This window comes from Kiloniella spongiae (assembly GCF_001026905.1).
Classification (GTDB): Bacteria; Pseudomonadota; Alphaproteobacteria; order Kiloniellales; family Kiloniellaceae; genus Kiloniella; species Kiloniella spongiae.
Window position 1 is genome coordinate 135,314 of sequence record NZ_LAQL01000008.1, and the last position, 20,419, is coordinate 155,732.

Sequence of the window (20,419 nt, forward strand, 5' to 3'; positions counted from 1 at the left end):
CTTTATAAAAGCCTCTTTAATCGAGGAGTTGACCTTTTATCTTTCAACGAGGTTCCGCGCCCTGAAAGGGAAGGATTGTTCATAAAGTAGTTATGGGCTGAGAAACTATCCTCGCATCTTTCTTTACGAATATAACTACCATCAGATTGCAAATCCCAGGACTGGGCCGTGTCATTCAATGTCGCAATCATGACCTGTTCGAGTACTTGCTGATAAACCGTTGGGTTTTCAATCGGCACAAAACTCTCGACACGCCGATCAAGATTTCGTGGCATCCAATCCGCCGAAGAAATAAAGACTTTGTTTTTACCGGATGGAATTGTGTGACCATCCCCAAAAACGACAATTCGCCCATGTTCCAGATAACGGCCAACCATGGACTTCACGCGGATGTTTTCAGACAAGCCGGGAACCCCCGGACGCAAACAACAAATACCACGGATTACCAATTCGATAGACACACCGGCCTGTGAAGCTTTGTAAAGTTGATCAATAACTTGGCGATCCACAAGAGCATTCATCTTGGCCCAGATTGTAGCTGGTTTACCTTCCTTCGCCAATTCGATTTCTCTTTGAATATGCTGTAATAACCTCTCTCTGAAGGTTAATGGTGCATAGTCAATTTTTTCCATGGGAAGCGGCTTGGCATAGCCCGTAATGTAATTAAAGAGCTTGGCTGTATCCCGGCACAATGCCTGATCAGAACTAAAAAACGATAGATCCGTGTAAACCTTCGCCGTAATAGGATGATAGTTGCCTGTTCCATAGTGTACATAAGATTTTAGTTTTTTGCCTTCGCGGCGGACAACCAACGACAATTTCGCGTGGGTTTTGAGCTGAATAAAACCGTAAATAACCTGAACGCCTGCGCGCTCCATATTTCTGGCCCAACGGATGTTACGCTCTTCATCAAACCGTGCCTTCAACTCAACCAGAGCCGTCACCGTTTTCCCGCGTTCCGCAGCTTCGATCAGGGCTTTAACAATGGGCGAATCTTCACTGGTCCGGTACAACGTTTGCTTGATAGACACAACAGCAGGATCGTTTGCGGCTTGACGAACAAACTGGACAACAACATCAAAACTTTCGTAGGGGTGATGCACCAGAAGATCTTTTTCCCGGATCGCAGCAAAACAATCGCCACCAAACTCACGAATACGTTCTGGAAATCGCGGTGTGTAGGGCTGGAAAACCAAATCAGGGCGATCTTTGACAATAAGTCTCTTGGTATCAACAAGACCGAGAAGCCCTTCAAGAACAAACATTCGATCAGGATCGACATCCAACTCTCGCGTAACAAAAGAGCGTAGATTTTCCGACATATTGGCGTCGATAGAAAGGCGAATGCAGCTGCCTCTGCGACGACGCTTAAGTGCACTTTCAAAGACACGGACAAGATCTTCCGCCTCTTCTTCAATTTCGATATCACTATCACGAAGTAATCTGAAATGCCCGACACTGATAACATCAAACCCCGGAAATAGCTGCGAAAGATGCAAGCGGATCACTTGCTCTAACCGAATAAAACGATGATGTTCCCCCGGCATGCGAATAAAACGGTTCAGCTGATGAGGCATAGCAATCAAACCATTGATATATTTATCTTCTTGCACATCCTCAAGCTCTAGAACCATACAAAATCCATGGTTTGGTACGAACGGAAAAGGATGGGCCGGATCAATGGCAATCGGCGTCAGGATCGGAAAAACCTGATCCTGAAAATACTCTGCCAGCCAAATTTTATCCTCATCAGTCAACTCATCGACGCTTAAAAGATCGAAATCAGATTGGCGTAATTCCTGCCTGATCGTCGACCAAATTAGCTGCTGCCGATGCATCAACTTTGCAGCTTGCTCGTCAATGGCTTTCAACTGGCGATCCGGACTTAAACCGTCCTGGCTGCGCGAAGTCACACCAGCATTGACCTGTCCCATCAGACCAGCGACACGTACCATATAAAACTCGTCAAGGTTACCTGAAGAAATAGACAGGAACCTTAACCGTTCAAGCAATGGATGAGATGGGTTATCAGCCTCTTCCAGAACGCGCTCATTAAACGCAATCCAGGAAAGCTCTCTGTTTATAAATCTGTTTGGAGAATCAGCCGCAATAGACAATATTTCACTCTCTTGTTGAGAGTCTTCTGCTCTTTTCTTTTCCTGAGCTGCCTTCGCGGTCATAAATGTCTCCTCAATGGTGGTTGACAAAATTCAGTGCAAATAAAAATTCTACGTAAATACAGTGAAATAATTGTAAAAAGTATATCTGGCGATCTATCTAGTATAGTCAATAGTCCATAGAAAACTAGCTCGTAATATAGTTGAGTTGTCATAATGAAAAAAATTTACCTCGCACGTCACGCTACAACCCGTCATGCAAAGCAGGGGCAACAGGACCGGGATCGTCCCCTCACAACAAAAGGGCAGGAAGAAGCTCATTGGCTGGGGCAGAGAATGAAAGGCATTCCACCATCCATAATTATAAGTTCCTCGGCTGTACGGGCGACAGAAACGTCCGAGATCATTCAAGAAATTCTTGGCTTTGACATTGATTTGAAACTCATATCCGAGCTTTATCTTGCGCCTCCCCAGATCATCAACAGAGAATTAAGTAAAATAGATAATCGACATAACACAGTTCTACTTGTCGGTCATAACCCCGGGTTGAGCCAGTTTCTGTTCGATATAAGCGGACCAGTTTCTGATCGTGCAGCACTTCAAAGGGTTTATGGTAGATTACCCCCTGCCGGTTACGGTTTACTCAACAGTAATATTGAAAATTGGGCTGCGTTGTCGAAAGTGAACACAAAATTAGAAAGAATTTATTACCCCGGGGAATAAACGATCCGTTGGCTGATACAAAAAACTTACACTTCAACGTGAATTCTATTTTTTTGCTGGAGAAATATAGCATGGGAAAAGAGTTATCTGCATTTAATAAAATTGATGAGATTAAGGGAATTTATACCGCAGAGAAAGGAACACTGCGTTGTATTGCGATTCAACTCTCTTCGGGAAATTTGTGCCTTTACAGCCCGGTACAAGGTCTGAGTACAATTGCCAAAGAAAGCCTTAAATCATTAGGAAAAGTTACTCATCTACTCGCACCAAATCACTATCACAATAAGGGGCTTGAGGAATATTCCAAAGCTTTCCCTGAAGCAAAACTTTGTTGCACACAAAATGCAAATCCAAGGCTTAAAAAGCAAACCGCTCTGTCATTCAGCTCATTAAAAGAACTGGAACCATCCTTACCAGATACAATATGTTTTGTTGAGCCCCTCGGCTTGAAAACAGGTGAGGTATGGATAAAAAAATTTCAGGAAAATCAAGTTTCCTGGATTGTAACAGATGCATTTTGCGGTCCGAAAGTTACAAAAAAACTATACGCAGAACAGCCTGAATTACTTGGTACATTTCCAAGCTATGGGATAGCGGATCGGCAAGTTTATTTCGATTGGCTTACTCAACAAGTTAGAATGGCATCACCCAATATGATTATACCATGCCATGGATCCATATTGTCCGCTGAACATTTGGGAACGAGCACATTGAAATTGATCGAAGCACTCTTATAAACAATACTCTCAAGCTTTGGTAATCTTCTGCTATAAATTCAGGACTTAGGTTCCTAGAACCGACTTTATAAAAGGTATCGTAATCTCGCGTTGTGATGCCAAAGATTGCTGATCAAGAACCGAGACGATTTCACGCGCAGCCTGAAACGATCTATCAAGCCTTAGAACCAAAAACCTCAAGACTTCCTTGGAAATTGTTAGCTGGCGATCATAGAAAAGCTTTACCAGCAATGCTTCGAACAAGAACTCATCCGGTGCCCCCATTTCAAACGAGGGAATCGCAGACAAACGCGATGCTAAATCGGGCAGAGAAACATCCCACCTTGCAGGGGCTTCTCGCCCGGTAAAAAGGAGATATCCAGCCTCTTCACGCGCATAGTTATACAGATGAAAAAGCTTGCGCTGAAGCTCGGCATCTCTCGTTAAATCATCCTGAATATCATCAAGGATACAGCCACCCTGTTTTTTCAAAAGTTCGGTGGGTTCTGACGCCAGTAAATCTTCCGCAGAGACAAAAACAGCTGCACTTTCCGTTCGCCAAACATGGGCAAGGTGTGTTTTCCCACACCCCGACGGTCCATAAAAAGCCAAGGCATGTCCGGGCCATTCAGGCCATTGATCCACCCACGCGACCGCAAGCTCATTGCATGGCGCAATAAGGAAATCTTCGCGTCCAAGAGCAGGACGATGTCCAAGATCTAGCGGTAGCTGTGAACTATCCATTTATGATGTAAGCCGTTTAACTAGTTCGTTATTCAGGTAAATTTTCTTGAGAATCTTTGTTGGCAAGATCCTTGGAATGATTGATACCATAATAATAACGACTGTCCATATATTCACTCAAAGCAAAACGGACACCGACACCAATAACTGCTGCGACAGGTAAGGCCAAAAGCATGCCGACAAAGCCAAACAATGCGCCACCAGCCAAGAGACCAAAGATAACCCAAACAGGATGCAGGCCGATTTTTTCACCCACTAATTTGGGTGTAAGAATATTACCTTCCAGAATCTGGCCTGCAAAAAAGACCCCGGCAACAAGAGCAATTGGTCCCCAGCTATCAAACTGGAAAAAAGCCAATCCAACAGACAAAATCAAACCAATGATGGACCCAACAAAAGGGATAAAGGAAAGCAAACCAGCAATCATACCCAGCACAAGGCCAAAATTGAGACCTGACAGACTGAGGCCCACGGCATAAAATCCACCAAGGACAAGACAGACTGTCCCTTGCCCTCGAATGAACCCGGCAAGCGTCTCGTCAACTTCCTTTGCCAATCGGCGGATGGTTTTTAGCTGAGGTCGTGGTAACCAGCTATCCACTTTCGCGACAATCTTGTCCCAGTCTCTAAGTAAATAAAAAGTTACAACAGGTGTGATCACCAGCAGAGAAATCAGATTGGCAAACGCCACACCACCGTCAATCAAGCTGCCTGCGAAACGGGAAAGCCATTTGGTCACCGACTTCAGGCTATCACCAAAAGCTTCTTTAAGGTTAGCAACACTTGCGGGATCAACACGATCCTCAATCATCAAAAGAAGCTTACTCATCTGTCCGCGAACAGCCTCTACCAGCTTCGGCAAACTTTCTATTAAATCGACAACCTGCCCGATTAAGGCTGGAACAAGCAAAACAAGGGCAAAAATCAGAATCAACAGGAAAGCAATGGTGACCACTGTTGTCGCCAACATGCGTGACAAGCCCCACTCTTCCAGCTTGTCACATACAGGATCAAGGAAATACGCGATTGCCATTCCAGCAACAAAAGGCAACAGAACAGATCGCAGAACAAAGACTGATAGTAAAAAAACAACCAACCCAATAAGCCAGAATCTAATTTGTCGTTCGGCTGTCATCTTATCCCCCTAGAACTTTTATTACCCCTGGTAAGCGGCTGCAATTATTGAACGACTTCAGTCTCAGGTCCAAGATCAATTTCCTGCTCGGGAACAATCACCTCATCAACAACTGTTTCTTCCGTTGCCAAAACCTGGTTGTTAGTTTGCCCAGGCAAGTTCAATCCCTGTTGAACTTTAGGTCTGTTTAAAATCTGTAGCTCCCAAATGCTGCGCTCATTAAGCACCAACGCCAAATCCTTTTGCGCCAACGCCAATGACAACTGTCGCTCATCCCCTGCAAAATAAACATCCAGATTTACTTGTGAGCGATTGATTGATCGCGTTTTGACTTTATTGATCGCGGGAACACCTTGTAGTCGATTATTTACAAGCACCCAGTCCTGCAAGCCTGATATTGGAACCTCCACCTGTATCCAGCGCTCGACACCAAACTGTAACAGATTAGCCTGTTTCCAATCATGCTGAAGAGAATTATCGAGCGACCTTGCGGCTCGGCGTAACATTTTTTGCGTTGTTTCGCCCTCTGCTTTTGTCACATTCAACTGATAGCGACGACCTTCGCCAAAACGCCCGACCCGAACAGCAGACAGATTCGCAGCGGCTCCGTCATTGGTAATTTCTGCAACAGACAGGAAGACATCACTGCTACCGTACTTCCCTGCCAGTTTCCACAAACCTTCATTACCCGCCAAGGCTCCCTTGGCATCCACCAAAGCTAGATCATCCAGATCACCTAACGGCATTGTCAACGGAACAAGGCCATTACTGGCCCCGACACCACCCCATGCTGTTCGCCATTGATTGCGATCTTCCCATAACAAAGAAGAATCCGCTCTTTTTTCAATGGGAATAATCAATACGGGCTTGCTGACTGTTTCAGCAATTGCTGCACCCGAATTACGAAGAAGTCCCCGAGTCTGCGATTCTTTAAACCGTACAGTCATATTTGCGATATACCGAACAGAAGATGACCTTTCTGCGGATAAAGATATATCCAGTACATAATTCAGCGCATCTTTTGAATTCAATTTCGGCACTTTTGCATGATCATGCTCAGGCACAAGCTTACGTATCAGAGCTAGGAAAGCCTTTTCATAACCTTGACTTAACGCAGCTTTTTTCGCTTCAATCACAGTATCTGCTGTTGCATCAACGCTGATACCATGAACAGTATAAACTTCGTTAACGGCTAAAGCAGTCGAATGCCAAAGCCCTGTAGAGAGCGCAAAAAATGTCACTAGAAATGCTGTCTTATAGAAAAAGCGGCGAAACCGCATTGCAAACCATCCCGGATTAAGTATCTTCCCAAATTACAGAGCCTAATACCGAATGTATTAGGTAATATCTGGACCTGATAATAACCTCGAACTATGACTATTCTATGAGGCTGTCGCCTTATCAGAGTTAGCCAAAACGGCTCGGTGCCATTAACCGGCTAGAAATGATCCGAGATTATTATCAGGTTCAGACACTTGAGTACATTAATACTCGAAGTTACAGGAGGATACCATAAGTACCATCCCTAATAATCCTAATTCCTTGAGCTACAAGGATGCCGGAGTTGATATCGACGCAGGAAATGAACTGGTTGAAGCCATCAAACCCCTTGCAAAATCAACAACCCGTTCTGGTTCTATGGCTGGTTTAGGTGGTTTTGGCGCTTTCTTTGATCCCAAGGCCGCTGGTTTTACTGATCCTCTACTGATCGCCTGTAATGACGGTGTTGGCACAAAACTAAAAGTCGCCATCGAAGCAAACAAGCATGATACCGTGGGAATCGACTTGGTTGCCATGTGCGTAAACGACCTTGTTGTTCAGGGCGGAGAACCTCTCTTTTTCCTCGACTACTATGCAACGGGTAAACTGAGTGTTGAAGCAGGACGCGATATCATTGCAGGTATTGCCGAAGGTTGTGTGCTTTCGAACTGCGCATTAATCGGTGGTGAAACGGCTGAAATGCCGGGTATGTACAGTGACAATGATTACGATCTTGCCGGTTTCTCTGTTGGCGCAGTCGAGCGTGGACAAGCCTTAACAGGTGATTTGGTCAAAGACGGCGATGTTGTACTTGGTCTCACATCAAGTGGCCCACATTCTAATGGTTACTCTCTCATTCGTAAAATTGTTGAGATTTCCGGTGTGAAATACAGTGATCCCGCTCCTTTCCAGGATGGTGTAAGTCTCGGCGAAGCGCTACTGACACCAACACGTATTTACGTAAAAAGCTGCCTTGAAGCTATTCGTGCCTTTGGCCCTCATGGGGAAGGCGTTAGGGCCTTTGCTCATATAACAGGTGGCGGTTTTGTCGAAAATCTCCCTCGTGTTTTACCAGAAGGTTTAGGCGTGACAATCGACGGTATTTCCTGGCCTGTACCACGTGTCTTTAGCTGGTTGGCCAAAACCGGCGGTATTGATGAACACGAAATGATGCGCACATTCAACTGTGGTATTGGCATGGCCGTTGTGGTTGCTGCCGACAAGGTTGAAGATGTTACTGGTATTCTTCAGGCTCAAGGTGAAACGGTTGTCTCTCTTGGCACAGTAGAAACCCGCAAAGAAGGCGAAAAAGCCGTTCAAATCGAAAGGCTCGCAGAAACGTGGCCCGCTTAAAAGTTGGCGTTCTGATCTCTGGCAGGGGAAGTAATCTACAGGCTCTTTTAGATGCCGCAGCAGATCCAGCTTTCCCTGCAGAAGTCGTATTGGTCGTCTCTAACGTTCCAAACGTTACAGGGCTGGCTCGTGCTCAAAAAGCCGGCGTTGCAACAGCGACCGTAAATCATCGCGAATATAAAAATCGCCTTGACTTTGATCATGCTGTCACGGAAACCCTTGAAAATTCAGGCGTCGAGTTTGTCTGTTTAGCTGGTTTTATGCGTTTAGTTACAAAAGAATTTGTTGCACATTGGCACAACAGAATGATCAACATTCACCCTGCTCTACTCCCTCTGTTTCCTGGCTTGGACACACATCAACGTGCTTTGGATGAAGGCTGCAAGCTTCACGGCTGTACTGTTCATTTTGTGCGCCATGAAATGGATAGTGGCCCTATTGTTGGTCAAGCCGCGGTGCCCGTTTTACCAGATGACACGGAAAACAGCCTCGCCATCCGCGTTCTCGGTGCAGAACACAGACTCTATCCCGAATGTTTGAAGCTCATCGCCGAGCAAAAGATCACAATTTCGGGCAACAGACTCATACATAGACACACATCTCAGATAACAGAAGATATGATCTGTAATCCTTGAATAAAATAGTTAGCGATTACACAGAAACCCGTTCTCAATAATAAACCTTGCGGCTTCTATAAAGGTTGCAAGGTTTATATTTCACAATACTTTTTAGATGAATGGCTTCTACCTTAGAACCTATCAATTACAACCACCCCACTTGGCGAAGCCGTCGACATTTTCATCAAGACGTCGGCCCCTTCTTTCAAGTCAACAGTACAATCAATGATCTTTTCAGGTGCTAGATCACCTTTGATGATCATATTCAACATCTGCCCATATTGATGGCCCTGCATCCCATGGCTTCCAAGCAAATCAAGCTCTCGACCAATAACCAAATTCATTGGGATATTCATATCCTTATGATCACCAGCCGCCAGACCAATCTGTACATGTCGACCACGCTTCGCCAGACAGGCAATGGAATTATACGCCGTTATTGGCGATCCCAGTGCGTCAATTGAAACCTCAGCGCCGCCACTGGTAATTGATAAGATTGCCTCAACAACATTATCGACTTCTGTTCCGTTGATTACATGCTCTGCACCTAATAACGTAGCATGCGCCAAAGTTTGATCGTTTACATCAATAGCAATAACCCTTGCCCCCAACGCACGGGCTATCATCAACGCGCTTAAACCGACGCCACCACACCCGTGCACGGCAACCCATTGTTCAGGGCCAACTTTTCCGCGTTTCACCACCCCACGAAAAGCCGTCATGAAACGACAACCCAAACTCGCGGCGACAACATGGTCAAGCTCATCAGGCAAAGTAACCAGATTAACGTCAGCATATTCAACGGCCATATACTGTGCAAAAGCACCCCATCCCGTAAATCCGGGCTGAAAGTCGTCATCGCATATATGCTCATTGCCCTTTGCACAGGACGGGCAACGGCCACAACCACAGCTAAAGGGAACAATAACCTCGTCCCCTTTCTTCCACCGTGTAACCCAGTCACCAACCGCAACAATTGTTCCTGCACATTCATGCCCGGGTACATGGGGAAAATTTTTGATTGCGCCGTCATGACCAACCCACCCATGCCAGTCACTCCGGCAAACCCCATTGGCTTTGACTTCAAGCACAACTCCACCAACTGGCGGTGTTGGATCTGGCAAGGTACCAACTTTGATATCGCCATTGAATTCTTCATAATAAGCAGCACGCATGGATTTTCTTCTTAAAGGCGGGAAAGTAGGAACGAAAAAAGTTGTCTTGAGGATATATCGAAAGATCCGGCTTGAAAATCAAAAGGCTGTTAAGTCTGAATAAAGAGGAAGAAAACATCGCCTTCGTACCAACTCAAAATCACTTCAAGCTTGAAAATACGCTAACCTTTGATAAAGTCGTCCTGAATTTGGCCTCTGGCCAGATACGAGATATTTGTGGAACAGAGGATCACACGACAATGACAAACGAAGAACTAACGGTTGAACGCCAGCGCGGTTGGGAAAGCTTTACAAAGGTTTCCACATATTCTGTTATCGCAATTATGATCGTACTCGGTCTAATGGCAGCAACACTGGTTTAAGTTCACTGGAACTTACTAAAAAGGAGGCTTTTCGGCCTCCTTTTTTATTGCCTGTTTTTACACACCGACAAATCGATCAAGTGCCCCAAAGAGTTGCTTGATATCATCTTCGTTATTGTAGAGATAAGGCGACACGCGGATGCCAACCCCTCTTTCACTGACATAAACTTGTTCGGATGCCAGTTTTGTTGCCAGATTTTCAATCTTTTGATTTGGAAAACTGATACCTATGATGTGACCGACTCTCTTGTTGCCAACGGGCACTGACCAACCCCTCTCCGTCGCCATCTCAGCGACAAGGTCTGTTAAGGGTCGAAGTGTTTTTTGCACCTCATCTGCGCCCCACTTACTAACTTGCTTAGCTGACTCCAAAGCCATGGACAACAGGATAAAGTTATTCCGTCCCCCCATATCAAAACGCAAGGCACCCGTTTTCGGTAGATGCATTCCTGTCGAAGGGTCAAGATCATCACAGTTGAATTTGTTATATTCTATGGCCCGACCCTCTTGCCACTTGGGCGCAGCATAGAGAAAGGCAGAACCAACGGGACTTAAAAGCCATTTATAGGAAGAGCAGATTAGAAAGTCAGGCTGGATAGTACCAACATCAATTATCATAGCCCCCACCGCCTGGGTTGCATCGACAACCAGCGCCGCGCCTTTATCCCGACATCGCTCTCCAACTGCAACGAGATCTATTTTACTACCGTCAGTCCAATGGCATGGCGGCAAGGTAACAATTGCGGTTTTTTTAGATATGGCCTCAAGCACATGAGGTGTCCAATCATAATCCGCGGGTCGCCCAATAACATTTAAATCACCGCCACAAGCATATGCCTTCTGTTCCCACGCGATAACATTGGACGGAAACTGACCTTCAAGCAGGACAATGTTTTCCCCTTTATGCATTGGTAGGTTTTTTGCTGCTGTAGCAACGCCGTAGGCCGTTGAAGGAATAAGAGCAATATCATTCGCCTGGGCGGAAATCATCCCTGCCAAAATTGCTCTTAACTCTCTGGAACGATCATCCCAAAAGCCCGGATCAAGGGTCCATGGATTTGCTTTTATTGCCAATCCTGAATCCCCGGCAACTTTTGCAGATTTCAGCATAGGAGATTGAGCAGCACAATTCAGGTAACAAATATCTGAAGGAATATCGAAAAGAGATTTCATATTATCAATCATGGGACCTTACCAAAGAGCTATATCGACTTCTGTCGCTCAAAATATATCAAGATACGCATCACAACAGGTTGGTTATATTGCGGGATAAGAATGATCCGACTAACGCGAAGAGTACACTTAATTTTTGTTACGAGAAAAATTGAATGCAGACAAATTGAAAGCAAACAAAGTAAAGAGCGGGCAACGGGTTTTTGCCCACAAAAAAAGGGAAGCCGAAGCTTCCCTTTTAAATCTCATATAGTCATAAAGACTATTAGCCAACCAACTCAGCGTCTGAGAAGAAGTATTTGATTTCTTCTGCAGCTGTTTCAGGGGCATCAGAACCGTGTACAGAGTTTTCGCCAATTGAAAGAGCGAATTCTTTACGGATTGTACCCGCATCCGCTTCAGCTGGGTTAGTTGCGCCCATAACTTCGCGGTTTTTAGCAATTCCGTTTTCGCCTTCAAGAACCTGAACAACAACTGGCTCAGAAATCATGAAATCAACGAGCTCGCCAAAGAAAGGACGCTCTTTGTGAACAGCATAGAAACCTTCAGCCTGTTCGCGGCTCATGTGAATACGCTTGGAAGCAACGATGCGAAGACCAGCGTCTTCAAACTTGGCAATGATTTTGCCAGTTAGGTTACGCTTTGTGGCATCGGGCTTAATGATAGAGAAAGTACGCTCAAGAGCCATGTCAGGCACTCCTACTTTAGATAAAGAATGGAAATCGTTTGGCGGCCTTATACAGCCAGAAATGCTTTGGGGCAACTGTAATTACATGACATCTCTGTGTTAGCAGTTATGCAAGGGGCACATCCCCCTATTCAGCATCATGAAAACAAATTTTCGCCATGAAAGTGAGCACGTAAAATCGAACCAACATTATTTTAGAAATATTCCTCAAGAAAACTCTTACCACAGCCGCACTTCGGTGATATTAAGCGCACATGCTACATATTAATAATCTAACATACCGCATCGTAGGCCGCCCGATTTTCGAGGATGCCTCTGCCACCGTACACAAAAACGATAAAGTTGGTTTTGTCGGCCGTAACGGCACGGGTAAAACAACCCTGCTGAAAATCATCTCTGGGGAAATTCCTTCAGAATCAGGCGACATCAACGTTCCCAATAAAACCAAAATGGGGAAAGTTGCGCAGGAAGCTCCATCTGGCAATGTCAGCCTGATTGATACTGTCCTTTTATCTGATGTTGAGCGAACAGAACTTCTAAAAGAAGCTGACACAGCTACTGACCCTATGCGTATTGCAGAAGTTCACGAGCGCCTTGTGGATATTAAAGCCGACACCGCCCCCAGCCGGGCAGCACGGATACTTGCAGGTCTCGGTTTTAACGAAGAAGCACAGCAACAGCCCTGTTCTGCTCTTTCCGGCGGGTGGCAAATGCGTGTTGCCTTGGCCAGCCTGCTTTTTGCAGAGCCCGATTTCCTGCTTTTGGATGAACCAACCAACCACTTGGATCTGGAAGCAACGATTTGGTTGGAAAGCTATCTTAAAAATTACCCAGGAACACTGTTACTCATTTCTCATGACCGTGCTCTTTTGAACAATGTTGCCAATAAGATTATTCATCTCGAAAACCTTCAACTAAATTCCTACACAGGAAATTACGACCAATTCGAACAAGTTCGTCGAGAACGTCTTGAACACCAAGCCGCACAACACGCAAAACAACAAGAACAACGCAAACACATTCAGAGCTTCATTGATCGCTTTAAAGCTAAAGCGTCAAAAGCCAAGCAAGCGCAATCTCGCGTCAAAATGCTGGAGCGGATGCAGCCTATTGCCGCTGTTGCAGAAGACAGCACTTTGGCTTTTGATTTTCCCTCACCAGAAGAGTTGGCACCACCACTCATCAACCTAGATCGTGTAGATATCGGATATGAACCCGGCAAGCCGATCCTGAAAGGTTTAGACCTTCGGTTAGATATGGAAGATCGAATTGCACTCCTTGGTGCAAACGGGAATGGTAAATCCACCTTGGTAAAACTTCTTGCAGGACGTCTGGAACCTCAAGAAGGGCAACTGTATAAATCATCCAAACTCAAAGTCGGGTACTTCGCACAGGATCAAGCCGAAGAACTTGACCTTGAAGCCACGCCTTACATTTTGATGTCCCGATTGATGAAACCGGGAACGCCTGAATCAAAAGTGAGAGCACAGCTTGGTCGTTTCGGCTTTGGCGTAAATCACGTATTAACAAAGGTTGGTAAGCTATCAGGTGGTGAAAAAGCACGTCTGCTCTTTGCTCTGTCAACCCGAGACGCCCCGCACATCTTGCTTATGGATGAGCCAACCAACCACCTGGATGTTGATTCCAGGGAAGCCCTTGTTCAGGCAATGAATGCTTTTGAAGGCGCCATCGTACTAGTTTCGCACGATCCTCATTTGATCGAACTTACCGCTGATCGTTTCTGGCTTGTCGCCGATGGTAACGTACAAGCATATGACGGTGATCTCGAAGATTATAAACGCCTTCTGATGGAGCAACGCCGAAAAGAACGCCAAAGCTCTCGTAAATCCAATGATGCAAATCAGGAGAATGAGACGCCCCGTGCCAAGAGCATGAGTAAAAAAGACAAGCGACGTGCCGCAGCAGAAGCCAGAGCTGCAGGGGGAGATATCAAAAAAGCTGTCCGCCTTGCAGAACAAAAGATGGAAAAATTTCAAGCAAAAAAAGAAAAGCTGGAAAAGGAAATGGCTGATCCTTCACTCTATGAAGGGGATAATTCCAGACAATTGGAACTCACAAAAGAGCTGGCCAAGGTAGAAAAAGAGCTTATGAAAGCAGAAACTCTATGGCTCGAGGCTCAGGAAAAGCTTGAAGTATCGTAAGATCTGCTAAGCAATCTGATTAATTCGTGCCAGGCTGTAATTGATATTCTTCAAGATAGCGTGGCATGAATTGGTTGGATAAATCGTCTCTATGCTCTGCAATTTCATTCCAAATCTTGTCACGAAGATTGGTTTTTTTCTCGGAAAATTGGTGACTAAAAATCAAAAAATAATCTTTTGTTGCAATGGGTTGAGAAACTTTAACAACATCAGAGAAATTATTCTTGTGGATATAGGCGTCAGCAACAATACCTTGGTCAGCCACCCCTTCAATACGACCACTTCTTAACTTGGTAAAATTATTCTTAGTTGATCTCGCTTCTTCAATCTTGACGCCCTTTTCTTTCAGGTCCTTTACAATAGAGTAACCAGAATTAGCACCAATCACGCCTCGCAGATTAATAAACTGCTCACCGTCCCAATCTAGCTTAGAATTCGCCATTTTATAAAGCACATAAGATAAGACAGCTAAACGTTTCTCACCGTCAGGCTTGTCTCCCTTCATTGGGAAGACACCAAACTCTTCACGTTCTGCTTTGTAAGAAAAAATAAACGCAGCATCCAATTGATTTGCTTTAAGTTCGTGTAATATACGACGCCCCGGACGCCTGATATACTCAATCTCAAAATTCAGCTCACTGGCAATTTGGTTAAGAATATCCAACGAAACACCAGGTGGCGAAGCGGGTTTAAATCCTGTCCCTAGAAAATGTGGATAGGATGAATTTGCGTTATAGCCAATACGGAGCTTCACCTGATCAGCTTCTGATGAAAATATGGATAAGCCATTAACAATCAGGCATACCAACAGAGCCAATAGAACTTTGACTATACTCGACCATCCACACCTGGTCCAAGATGATACCTTACCCAACACAAGCTCCCAGACTGTCACTAGCTTAAAAACATCAACTTCCCCCTAGCAACAATCTACAATTTAGATCAAAACATCTTTCTCTATTATTAAAGACAATAAAAAATATCAAAGTAAGTAAAAAATTGTATCTTTGAGGATTAAGACTAAAGTAAAACGCCCCCACCAACCTCAGTCAAAAGAGGCGTTTTATCTTTTAGCTCTCAAAGACTAGATCTTATATATTCTTATGCAGCCGCATTTGAAATTTTCTTTACAGCTTCTTTTGTTGTCCACAGGCCATTAGCTACGTATCTGAAATTAATCAATGCAGCATGATAGCCATCACCTTCAGGAATTTTCGCTGCTGCAGTCGCATCACGAACCACAGCAACCTCAAAACCTTGCTCGAGTAAGTCATACAAATGGGCCTGCACACAAAGATTTGCTGACATTCCTGCCAAAATCACTTTATTGACGCCGTTTTTCCGTAATTGAAGCGCTAAATCATTATTCTGCGGACCATAAATTTTATGGGGACTGGCAATAATCGTTTTCCCATCCATGATCTGATCTTTGTATTCCGGCATAAAATCAGCGCCTGAATTTTCAAAGCCGTCAAGATTCAACGACCCTTTACGATTAAACATGCCAATCTTGTGCATAAGCTTTTCAAGAGGCCCTTCAAACCGCCACCCATGATCTGTCGGATAGTAATAATGCGGAGACACGGCAACAGTCATTCCAGCTTTTTTTGCGGACCCAAGAAGATCCCCAATATTTTTTACAACATTGTGCTCTGTCACACTTTCGCCAACAACACCCCAAGTAACCCCTTTCTCACTTAAAAAATCCACTTGAGGATCGACAACAACCAACGCAGTATCTGCCAAGCTAACATCAACATCCACAGCTGGTAATGCTGGTTTCTCCGGATCTGCGTAATTCGGGTTCGAAGCCGCAGCTTCAGCGTTATTTCCAATTGATGTTGCTGCCATACCCGCAGCAGCTAAGCTAACAGCTGCTCCCCCCAACATTGCACGGCGAGAGAAAGCTTTATCATTATGATCGTTGCAATCACACATTGGTCGGTTCCTTAATAATTCTGGTGCAAGGACAATTCCTTGATCTCTTATATTTAGGCCACCTAGTGTTCTCTATCGTCTGGATTGTGTCCGTTTCATCGCTGCTCGTATGATTTTCAGATTCAATTCTTGCTATTGCCTCACCACAGTACAAATTATAATGCATGACTATCGACCATATTCTAGAAGCCATTGACATTAATCTGAAACCTTTCGCTTTTTGCGAAATTCGCGGGGCGAGCACGACACTTGCGCTACCAGAACAAACTCAAGCTATTCTGCATTACATTACAAGTGGGGCTGGCAAAATTGTTATTGGTAAACGCCCCAGTCAGCACATATCAACTGGAGCAATTATTCTTCTCCCCGCTCATCAACATCATAGCCTAATAAGTGCTACAGAAAGCGGCAATCCTCTCCCTCAATGCCGTCCTATTGATGCCTCTCTAGAACATCTTTTGACAGGAACAGGGCAACAAACATTAACCGCTGTTTGTGGTTTGGTGGATGTTTCCTATCGCGGCATAACCGGATTGTTAAATTTAATTCAAACACCTTTGATTGCTCAACTAGCCCCAGGTGACCGCATAAGAAATGCTATGGATGAGATGTTGCTAGAACTTGCCAACCCAACAGTTGGTACCAAGGCTTTGGCACGTTCTTTATTAGAGCAATGCGTAATTATGTTACTAAGGCGCCATCATCTGGAGGGCCACAAATCAGTAGAATGGCTACGAGGAGCAGAAGATCAACAGATGTGGAATGCCTTACAGTATATTTTAAATAGACCCCAGTCACATCACACAGTAGAGAGCCTCGCAGATAAAGTTAGTATGAGCCGTGCCAGCTTTGCCGAGAAATTCAAAAAAACTTACGGTACAAGCCCTATTGAATTACTAAGATCCGTACGCCTACAACGTGCAGCAGAACTGTTAACTGCAACAGATTTCCCAGTAAAAGTTATTGCTTCAAAAGTTGGATATCAAAGCCGTAGCTACTTTACCCGTGCCTTTGAGATTGAATTTGGTAAAGCGCCTGACACTTATAGAAAAACAACAAAAAAGAACCTTGATTTAACAAAAAAGAAACAATCTAAAATTGATTAAGATCAATGCACTCATCTCCATAGAAATGCAATAATTCATCTTGTAATCAAAGGAGATGCTGAGCCATATACTTCAAGCACCTTCCCTATTCCTAAATGAATGGAGATGCATTTATGTTAAAAGACATTCAGGTTCAGATTGATAACACAGAATCTGGGCAAACCCGATTGGAAGCTGCTCTGCAATTATCAGCAAAATTTGACGGAGCACATCTAGTAGGTGTTCATGCTTTAAGGACACCAGAAGCAATCTTACACGGCGCTCCTCATGGTGTAACAGGTTATTTCCCCGAAGAAATTATCGAGCAGCAACGTAATAACATTAAAGAGCAAGCTGCAGCGCTCAAAAAGACTTTCGAAGAAAAAGCTCTTGCCTCTGGTGCAAACTATGAGTGGCGTGAACATGAAGGACGAGAAGTAGATATCATCGCTTTCCACGCACGCTTTACAGATCTGACAATTATTAGCCAGGTAAAAGGGAAATTCGCTGACGAATTGGAATTTTCAGGTTCACTATTAATGGAAAGCAGTCTCCCGATCCTTGCTGTTCCAAACAGAAAGCTACCTAAAGATATTACGAAAAATATTCTCATCGCCTGGGATGGATCCGCAGAGGCCTCTCGTGCGGTAAGGGGCGCCTTACCTCTTTTAGAAGCAGCTGATAAAGTAATCCTACTTTCTGTTGGCTTGCCTGAAGAAGGCAACATCTCTCAAGATGATATCTCTATGCACTTAAGGCGTCATGGTGTCGAGCTGGAGGCCAGAGTCGTAGAAAGTGCTTTTCCTGAGGATATTATCCTCAAAACAGCCAAAGAAGAAGATATAGGTTTAATTGTCGCTGGCGCTTGGGGGCATAGTCGAATTAGAGAAATGATATTTGGCGGTGTCACCAAATCACTGTTTTCCAACCAGGAATTCCCTGTCCTTTTATCTCATTAATAACGGCACATAAATCCTGGGAGAAGAAAAGCTAATCAGGCCTTCTTCTCCCAGGATCCCCGATCTGTCTGTTGCCAGTACGTCAGTTCATGATCAGCAGCTTTCAATTCTTTCCAAAGAACGCGAGAATCTTGAACCACTGTAGAGTTGTTTCCATGAAATAGGATTGCGCATAAAGACGTTTTATCATTTTCGAGAGTTCCTGGATGCGCACCATGTACGATAAAAGCAACATCCCGTTTGGCGACATCACCCTGTTCAGTGGTTAACCAAACCGGATGTTCATCAATTGCACCGTCTCTTTTTGTCCCGTGTGGAAGGAATGAATCAGGGCGATAATTCCAAAGATTTTGGTCCAATTCACCCAATGCGCGCTCATCGGATGACAAAATAACAGCTTGTTGACCGCGCTCTAGTACTTTCTCAAGCATTTGAGGAAGGGCATTTTCCAGTGCTGTTTTGGTCAAATGATAAAAGCGTATATCGGTCATCAAAGTCTTCCACAAAAAAAAGCAGGGCACATTGTACCCTGCTCTTCAATCTCTAATCTTCGTAGTTATCGGCAACAAAACGATCAAGCAAGCGAACGCCAAAACCAGTGGCCCCTTTCGCTGCAATTGCTTTTTCTTTTGTTGCCCAGGCAACACCCGCGATATCGATATGAACCCAAGGACGATCTTTATCGATAAAACGCTGAAGGAATTGCGCGGCTGTAATTGACCCTGCAGCCCGCCCGCCAATATTTTTCATATCAGCAGCGTCACAGTCTAACAATTTATCATAGCAATCTGCCAAAGGCAGACGCCAAACGCGTTCATCAACACTCAGCCCCGCGCTCGAAAGTTGCTCACACAAGGTATCATTGTTCGAGAAAATACCCGCGATATCATTGCCGAGTGCAATAATCATGGCGCCTGTCAACGTAGCAAGATCAATGACGAGACGTGGGTTATATTTTTCCTGTGTGTAGGAAAGAACATCCGCCAAAACCAAACGACCTTCAGCATCCGTATTCAGAACCTCAATGGTCTTTCCTGAATAAGATTTCACAATATCGCCTGGACGTTGTGCGTTTGCAGATGGCATATTTTCGACTAGACCACAGGCACCAACAACATTCACCTTTGCCTTACGTCCAGCAAGTGCTTTCATCAGACCAAATACTGTCCCAGCGCCACCCATGTCAAACTTCATGTCTTCCATACCGGCAGCAGGCTTCAAAGAAATACCACCAGTGTCGAATGTCACCCCTTTACCAACAAAGGCCAATGGCTTTTCAGTAGATTTCTCTGAAGCGCCATTCCATTCCATGATAACGACTTTTGATTCACGCTCAGATCCCATACCAACAGCATATAAAGCATTCATACCCAGCTTGGTAATATCACCCTCATCCAGGACAGTTACTTTAACCCCGAGAGACTCAAGTTCTTTGGCCTGTGCGGCAAATGTCGCAGGGTACAACTCATTAGGAGGTTCAGACACCAACTGTCTGGTGAAAAGTACGCCTTCAGCAACTTTGGATAGTTCCTCATAAGCATTTTCTGTACCTGTAGAATCTGCTGAAAAAACAGTGAACTCTTCAAGAGAGTTTTTACCATCATTCTTCCCTGTCGTTTTGTAGGTATCAAAACGATAACTTCTAAGGAAAGCACCATAAGCGATCAAAGCGCCAGCTTTGTCTTCTGTTGCCCCCTTAACACTGGCAGCATCGGTGCAGACACAAACAGCCTTCTCTCCTTTAGAGGAGAGATCTTTATAAAGCTGGCCCCCAAGGTTTTCAAAATCTGTTGCCTTGAGTTCTTTTGAGTTCCCTAAGCCGACTAAAAGAATACGGCTATTTTCCACACCGCCAGGAGCCAGAATTTCGAGCAACTCACCTTTTTTACCCTTGAAAGAGCTATTACTGATCGCACGGCTTAATGCACCGCCTGTTTTGTCATCAAATTGCTGTGCCGTTGTGGAGAGTTGTCCACCGTCAGTTACTGTCGTAACGATCGCACCAGTGTTTGGAACTTTGTCAGAGACAAAAGAAAACTTCATGTCGCCCTCTTAGGTAAAACGATTTATTAATTTGCTGCTATAGAACAAGTATCACGATGTAAAATGCAGCGCCAATCATAGAACTTTGCATTCTATGACTCAAATTTCATTATTCTTCTTTAGAAAATCCACGAATTAACTGGACGTGGCAAGGGTGTTCTGGCTATTT

At 44.6% G+C, this 20,419-nt stretch carries 19 protein-coding genes; 8 read left to right on the top strand and 11 right to left on the bottom strand.

The window, feature by feature from the left end; genetic code table 11:
• Nucleotides 1-2 precede the first annotated feature (2 nt).
• On the bottom strand, nucleotides 3-2,180 hold the full coding sequence (locus WH96_RS13465; protein WP_047764718.1) for an RNA degradosome polyphosphate kinase: 2,178 nt from the start codon (nucleotides 2,178-2,180) through the stop codon (nucleotides 3-5).
• A gap of 153 nt (nucleotides 2,181-2,333) precedes the next feature.
• Between WH96_RS13465 and WH96_RS13470 the strand changes: the two genes are divergently transcribed.
• Both WH96_RS13470 and WH96_RS13475 read left to right on the top strand, forming a co-directional pair.
• Nucleotides 2,334-2,840, top strand: coding sequence for a SixA phosphatase family protein (locus WH96_RS13470; protein WP_047764719.1), 507 nt, complete (start codon nucleotides 2,334-2,336; stop codon nucleotides 2,838-2,840).
• 8 nt (nucleotides 2,841-2,848) lie between these two features.
• Complete coding sequence (locus WH96_RS13475; RefSeq protein ID WP_204248199.1) at nucleotides 2,849-3,577, top strand: hypothetical protein; 729 nt, start codon at nucleotides 2,849-2,851, stop codon at nucleotides 3,575-3,577.
• A gap of 45 nt (nucleotides 3,578-3,622) precedes the next feature.
• Here WH96_RS13475 and WH96_RS13480 read toward each other — a convergent pair whose 3' ends face one another.
• From WH96_RS13480 to WH96_RS13490, 3 genes are read right to left on the bottom strand one after another with little or no spacing between them, the layout of a single operon-like run.
• Entirely contained in the window at nucleotides 3,623-4,300 is a 678-nt protein-coding gene (locus WH96_RS13480) for an HdaA/DnaA family protein (RefSeq protein WP_047764721.1), read from the bottom strand.
• Between the two features lie 28 nt (nucleotides 4,301-4,328).
• Nucleotides 4,329-5,435, bottom strand: a complete 1,107-nt coding sequence (locus WH96_RS13485; RefSeq protein ID WP_047764722.1) for an AI-2E family transporter — start codon at nucleotides 5,433-5,435, stop codon at nucleotides 4,329-4,331.
• Nucleotides 5,436-5,479: 44 nt separating this feature from the next.
• The gene (locus tag WH96_RS13490; RefSeq protein WP_047764723.1) at nucleotides 5,480-6,715 is read right to left on the bottom strand and encodes a DUF2066 domain-containing protein; all 1,236 of its coding nucleotides are present in this window, start codon (nucleotides 6,713-6,715) and stop codon (nucleotides 5,480-5,482) included.
• A gap of 262 nt (nucleotides 6,716-6,977) precedes the next feature.
• Here WH96_RS13490 and purM point away from each other — a divergent pair, with 262 nt between their 5' ends.
• On the top strand, nucleotides 6,978-8,048 hold the full coding sequence (purM, locus tag WH96_RS13495; RefSeq protein WP_156176806.1) for a phosphoribosylformylglycinamidine cyclo-ligase: 1,071 nt from the start codon (nucleotides 6,978-6,980) through the stop codon (nucleotides 8,046-8,048).
• A complete protein-coding gene (gene purN / locus WH96_RS13500) occupies nucleotides 8,036-8,683 on the top strand; it encodes a phosphoribosylglycinamide formyltransferase (protein WP_047764725.1) in 648 nt (215 codons plus the stop codon). Before purM ends, purN begins: the two co-directional genes overlap by 13 nt.
• Before the next feature lie 113 nt (nucleotides 8,684-8,796).
• Here purN and WH96_RS13505 read toward each other — a convergent pair whose 3' ends face one another.
• The gene (locus WH96_RS13505) at nucleotides 8,797-9,840 is read right to left on the bottom strand and encodes a zinc-dependent alcohol dehydrogenase family protein (RefSeq protein ID WP_047764726.1); all 1,044 of its coding nucleotides are present in this window, start codon (nucleotides 9,838-9,840) and stop codon (nucleotides 8,797-8,799) included.
• Nucleotides 9,841-9,911: 71 nt separating this feature from the next.
• Here WH96_RS13505 and WH96_RS13510 point away from each other — a divergent pair, with 71 nt between their 5' ends.
• Complete coding sequence (locus WH96_RS13510; RefSeq protein ID WP_047764727.1) at nucleotides 9,912-10,202, top strand: hypothetical protein; 291 nt, start codon at nucleotides 9,912-9,914, stop codon at nucleotides 10,200-10,202.
• Between the two features lie 57 nt (nucleotides 10,203-10,259).
• On the opposite strand, the gene WH96_RS13515 is transcribed toward WH96_RS13510, so the two are convergent.
• Complete coding sequence (locus WH96_RS13515; RefSeq protein WP_047764728.1) at nucleotides 10,260-11,387, bottom strand: aminotransferase class V-fold PLP-dependent enzyme; 1,128 nt, start codon at nucleotides 11,385-11,387, stop codon at nucleotides 10,260-10,262.
• 253 nt (nucleotides 11,388-11,640) lie between these two features.
• On the bottom strand, nucleotides 11,641-12,063 hold the full coding sequence (gene ndk / locus WH96_RS13520) for a nucleoside-diphosphate kinase (RefSeq protein WP_047764729.1): 423 nt from the start codon (nucleotides 12,061-12,063) through the stop codon (nucleotides 11,641-11,643).
• 254 nt (nucleotides 12,064-12,317) lie between these two features.
• Between ndk and WH96_RS13525 the strand changes: the two genes are divergently transcribed.
• On the top strand, nucleotides 12,318-14,225 hold the full coding sequence (locus WH96_RS13525; protein WP_047764730.1) for an ABC-F family ATP-binding cassette domain-containing protein: 1,908 nt from the start codon (nucleotides 12,318-12,320) through the stop codon (nucleotides 14,223-14,225).
• Between the two features lie 19 nt (nucleotides 14,226-14,244).
• Here the strand turns inward: WH96_RS13525 and WH96_RS13530 are convergent, their stop codons facing one another.
• Together WH96_RS13530 and WH96_RS13535 are read right to left on the bottom strand one after the other, a co-directional pair.
• On the bottom strand, nucleotides 14,245-15,099 hold the full coding sequence (locus tag WH96_RS13530) for a substrate-binding periplasmic protein (RefSeq protein WP_162200156.1): 855 nt from the start codon (nucleotides 15,097-15,099) through the stop codon (nucleotides 14,245-14,247).
• A gap of 227 nt (nucleotides 15,100-15,326) precedes the next feature.
• Entirely contained in the window at nucleotides 15,327-16,163 is an 837-nt protein-coding gene (locus tag WH96_RS13535) for a cysteine hydrolase (RefSeq protein ID WP_047764732.1), read from the bottom strand.
• A gap of 164 nt (nucleotides 16,164-16,327) precedes the next feature.
• Here WH96_RS13535 and WH96_RS21415 point away from each other — a divergent pair, with 164 nt between their 5' ends.
• Together WH96_RS21415 and WH96_RS13545 are read left to right on the top strand one after the other, a co-directional pair.
• Complete coding sequence (locus WH96_RS21415) at nucleotides 16,328-17,269, top strand: AraC family transcriptional regulator (protein ID WP_053005911.1); 942 nt, start codon at nucleotides 16,328-16,330, stop codon at nucleotides 17,267-17,269.
• 113 nt (nucleotides 17,270-17,382) lie between these two features.
• Nucleotides 17,383-18,207 carry a universal stress protein gene (locus tag WH96_RS13545; protein WP_047764733.1) on the top strand — a complete coding sequence of 275 codons (825 nt, stop codon included), beginning with the start codon at nucleotides 17,383-17,385 and terminating at the stop codon, nucleotides 18,205-18,207.
• Between the two features lie 35 nt (nucleotides 18,208-18,242).
• On the opposite strand, the gene WH96_RS13550 is transcribed toward WH96_RS13545, so the two are convergent.
• Nucleotides 18,243-18,698 (bottom strand): DNA polymerase III subunit chi, encoded by a 456-nt coding sequence (locus WH96_RS13550; protein WP_047764734.1) that lies wholly within the window; start codon nucleotides 18,696-18,698, stop codon nucleotides 18,243-18,245.
• 52 nt (nucleotides 18,699-18,750) lie between these two features.
• A complete protein-coding gene (locus WH96_RS13555; protein WP_047764735.1) occupies nucleotides 18,751-20,250 on the bottom strand; it encodes a leucyl aminopeptidase in 1,500 nt (499 codons plus the stop codon).
• Nucleotides 20,251-20,419: the final 169 nt, after the last annotated feature.

Coding starts and splice junctions, on each gene's coding strand:
- WH96_RS13465 (WP_047764718.1), bottom strand. CDS start 2,180: ATGACCGCGAAGGCAGCTCAGGAAAAGAAAAGAGCAGAAGACTCTCAA.
- WH96_RS13470 (WP_047764719.1), top strand. CDS start 2,334: ATGAAAAAAATTTACCTCGCACGTCACGCTACAACCCGTCATGCAAAG.
- WH96_RS13480 (WP_047764721.1), bottom strand. CDS start 4,300: ATGGATAGTTCACAGCTACCGCTAGATCTTGGACATCGTCCTGCTCTT.
- WH96_RS13485 (WP_047764722.1), bottom strand. CDS start 5,435: ATGACAGCCGAACGACAAATTAGATTCTGGCTTATTGGGTTGGTTGTT.
- WH96_RS13490 (WP_047764723.1), bottom strand. CDS start 6,715: ATGCGGTTTCGCCGCTTTTTCTATAAGACAGCATTTCTAGTGACATTT.
- WH96_RS13505 (WP_047764726.1), bottom strand. CDS start 9,840: ATGCGTGCTGCTTATTATGAAGAATTCAATGGCGATATCAAAGTTGGT.
- WH96_RS13515 (WP_047764728.1), bottom strand. CDS start 11,387: ATGATTGATAATATGAAATCTCTTTTCGATATTCCTTCAGATATTTGT.
- ndk (WP_047764729.1), bottom strand. CDS start 12,063: ATGGCTCTTGAGCGTACTTTCTCTATCATTAAGCCCGATGCCACAAAG.
- WH96_RS13525 (WP_047764730.1), top strand. CDS start 12,318: ATGCTACATATTAATAATCTAACATACCGCATCGTAGGCCGCCCGATT.
- WH96_RS13535 (WP_047764732.1), bottom strand. CDS start 16,163: ATGTGTGATTGCAACGATCATAATGATAAAGCTTTCTCTCGCCGTGCA.
- WH96_RS21415 (WP_053005911.1), top strand. CDS start 16,328: ATGACTATCGACCATATTCTAGAAGCCATTGACATTAATCTGAAACCT.
- WH96_RS13545 (WP_047764733.1), top strand. CDS start 17,383: ATGTTAAAAGACATTCAGGTTCAGATTGATAACACAGAATCTGGGCAA.
- WH96_RS13550 (WP_047764734.1), bottom strand. CDS start 18,698: ATGACCGATATACGCTTTTATCATTTGACCAAAACAGCACTGGAAAAT.
- WH96_RS13555 (WP_047764735.1), bottom strand. CDS start 20,250: ATGAAGTTTTCTTTTGTCTCTGACAAAGTTCCAAACACTGGTGCGATC.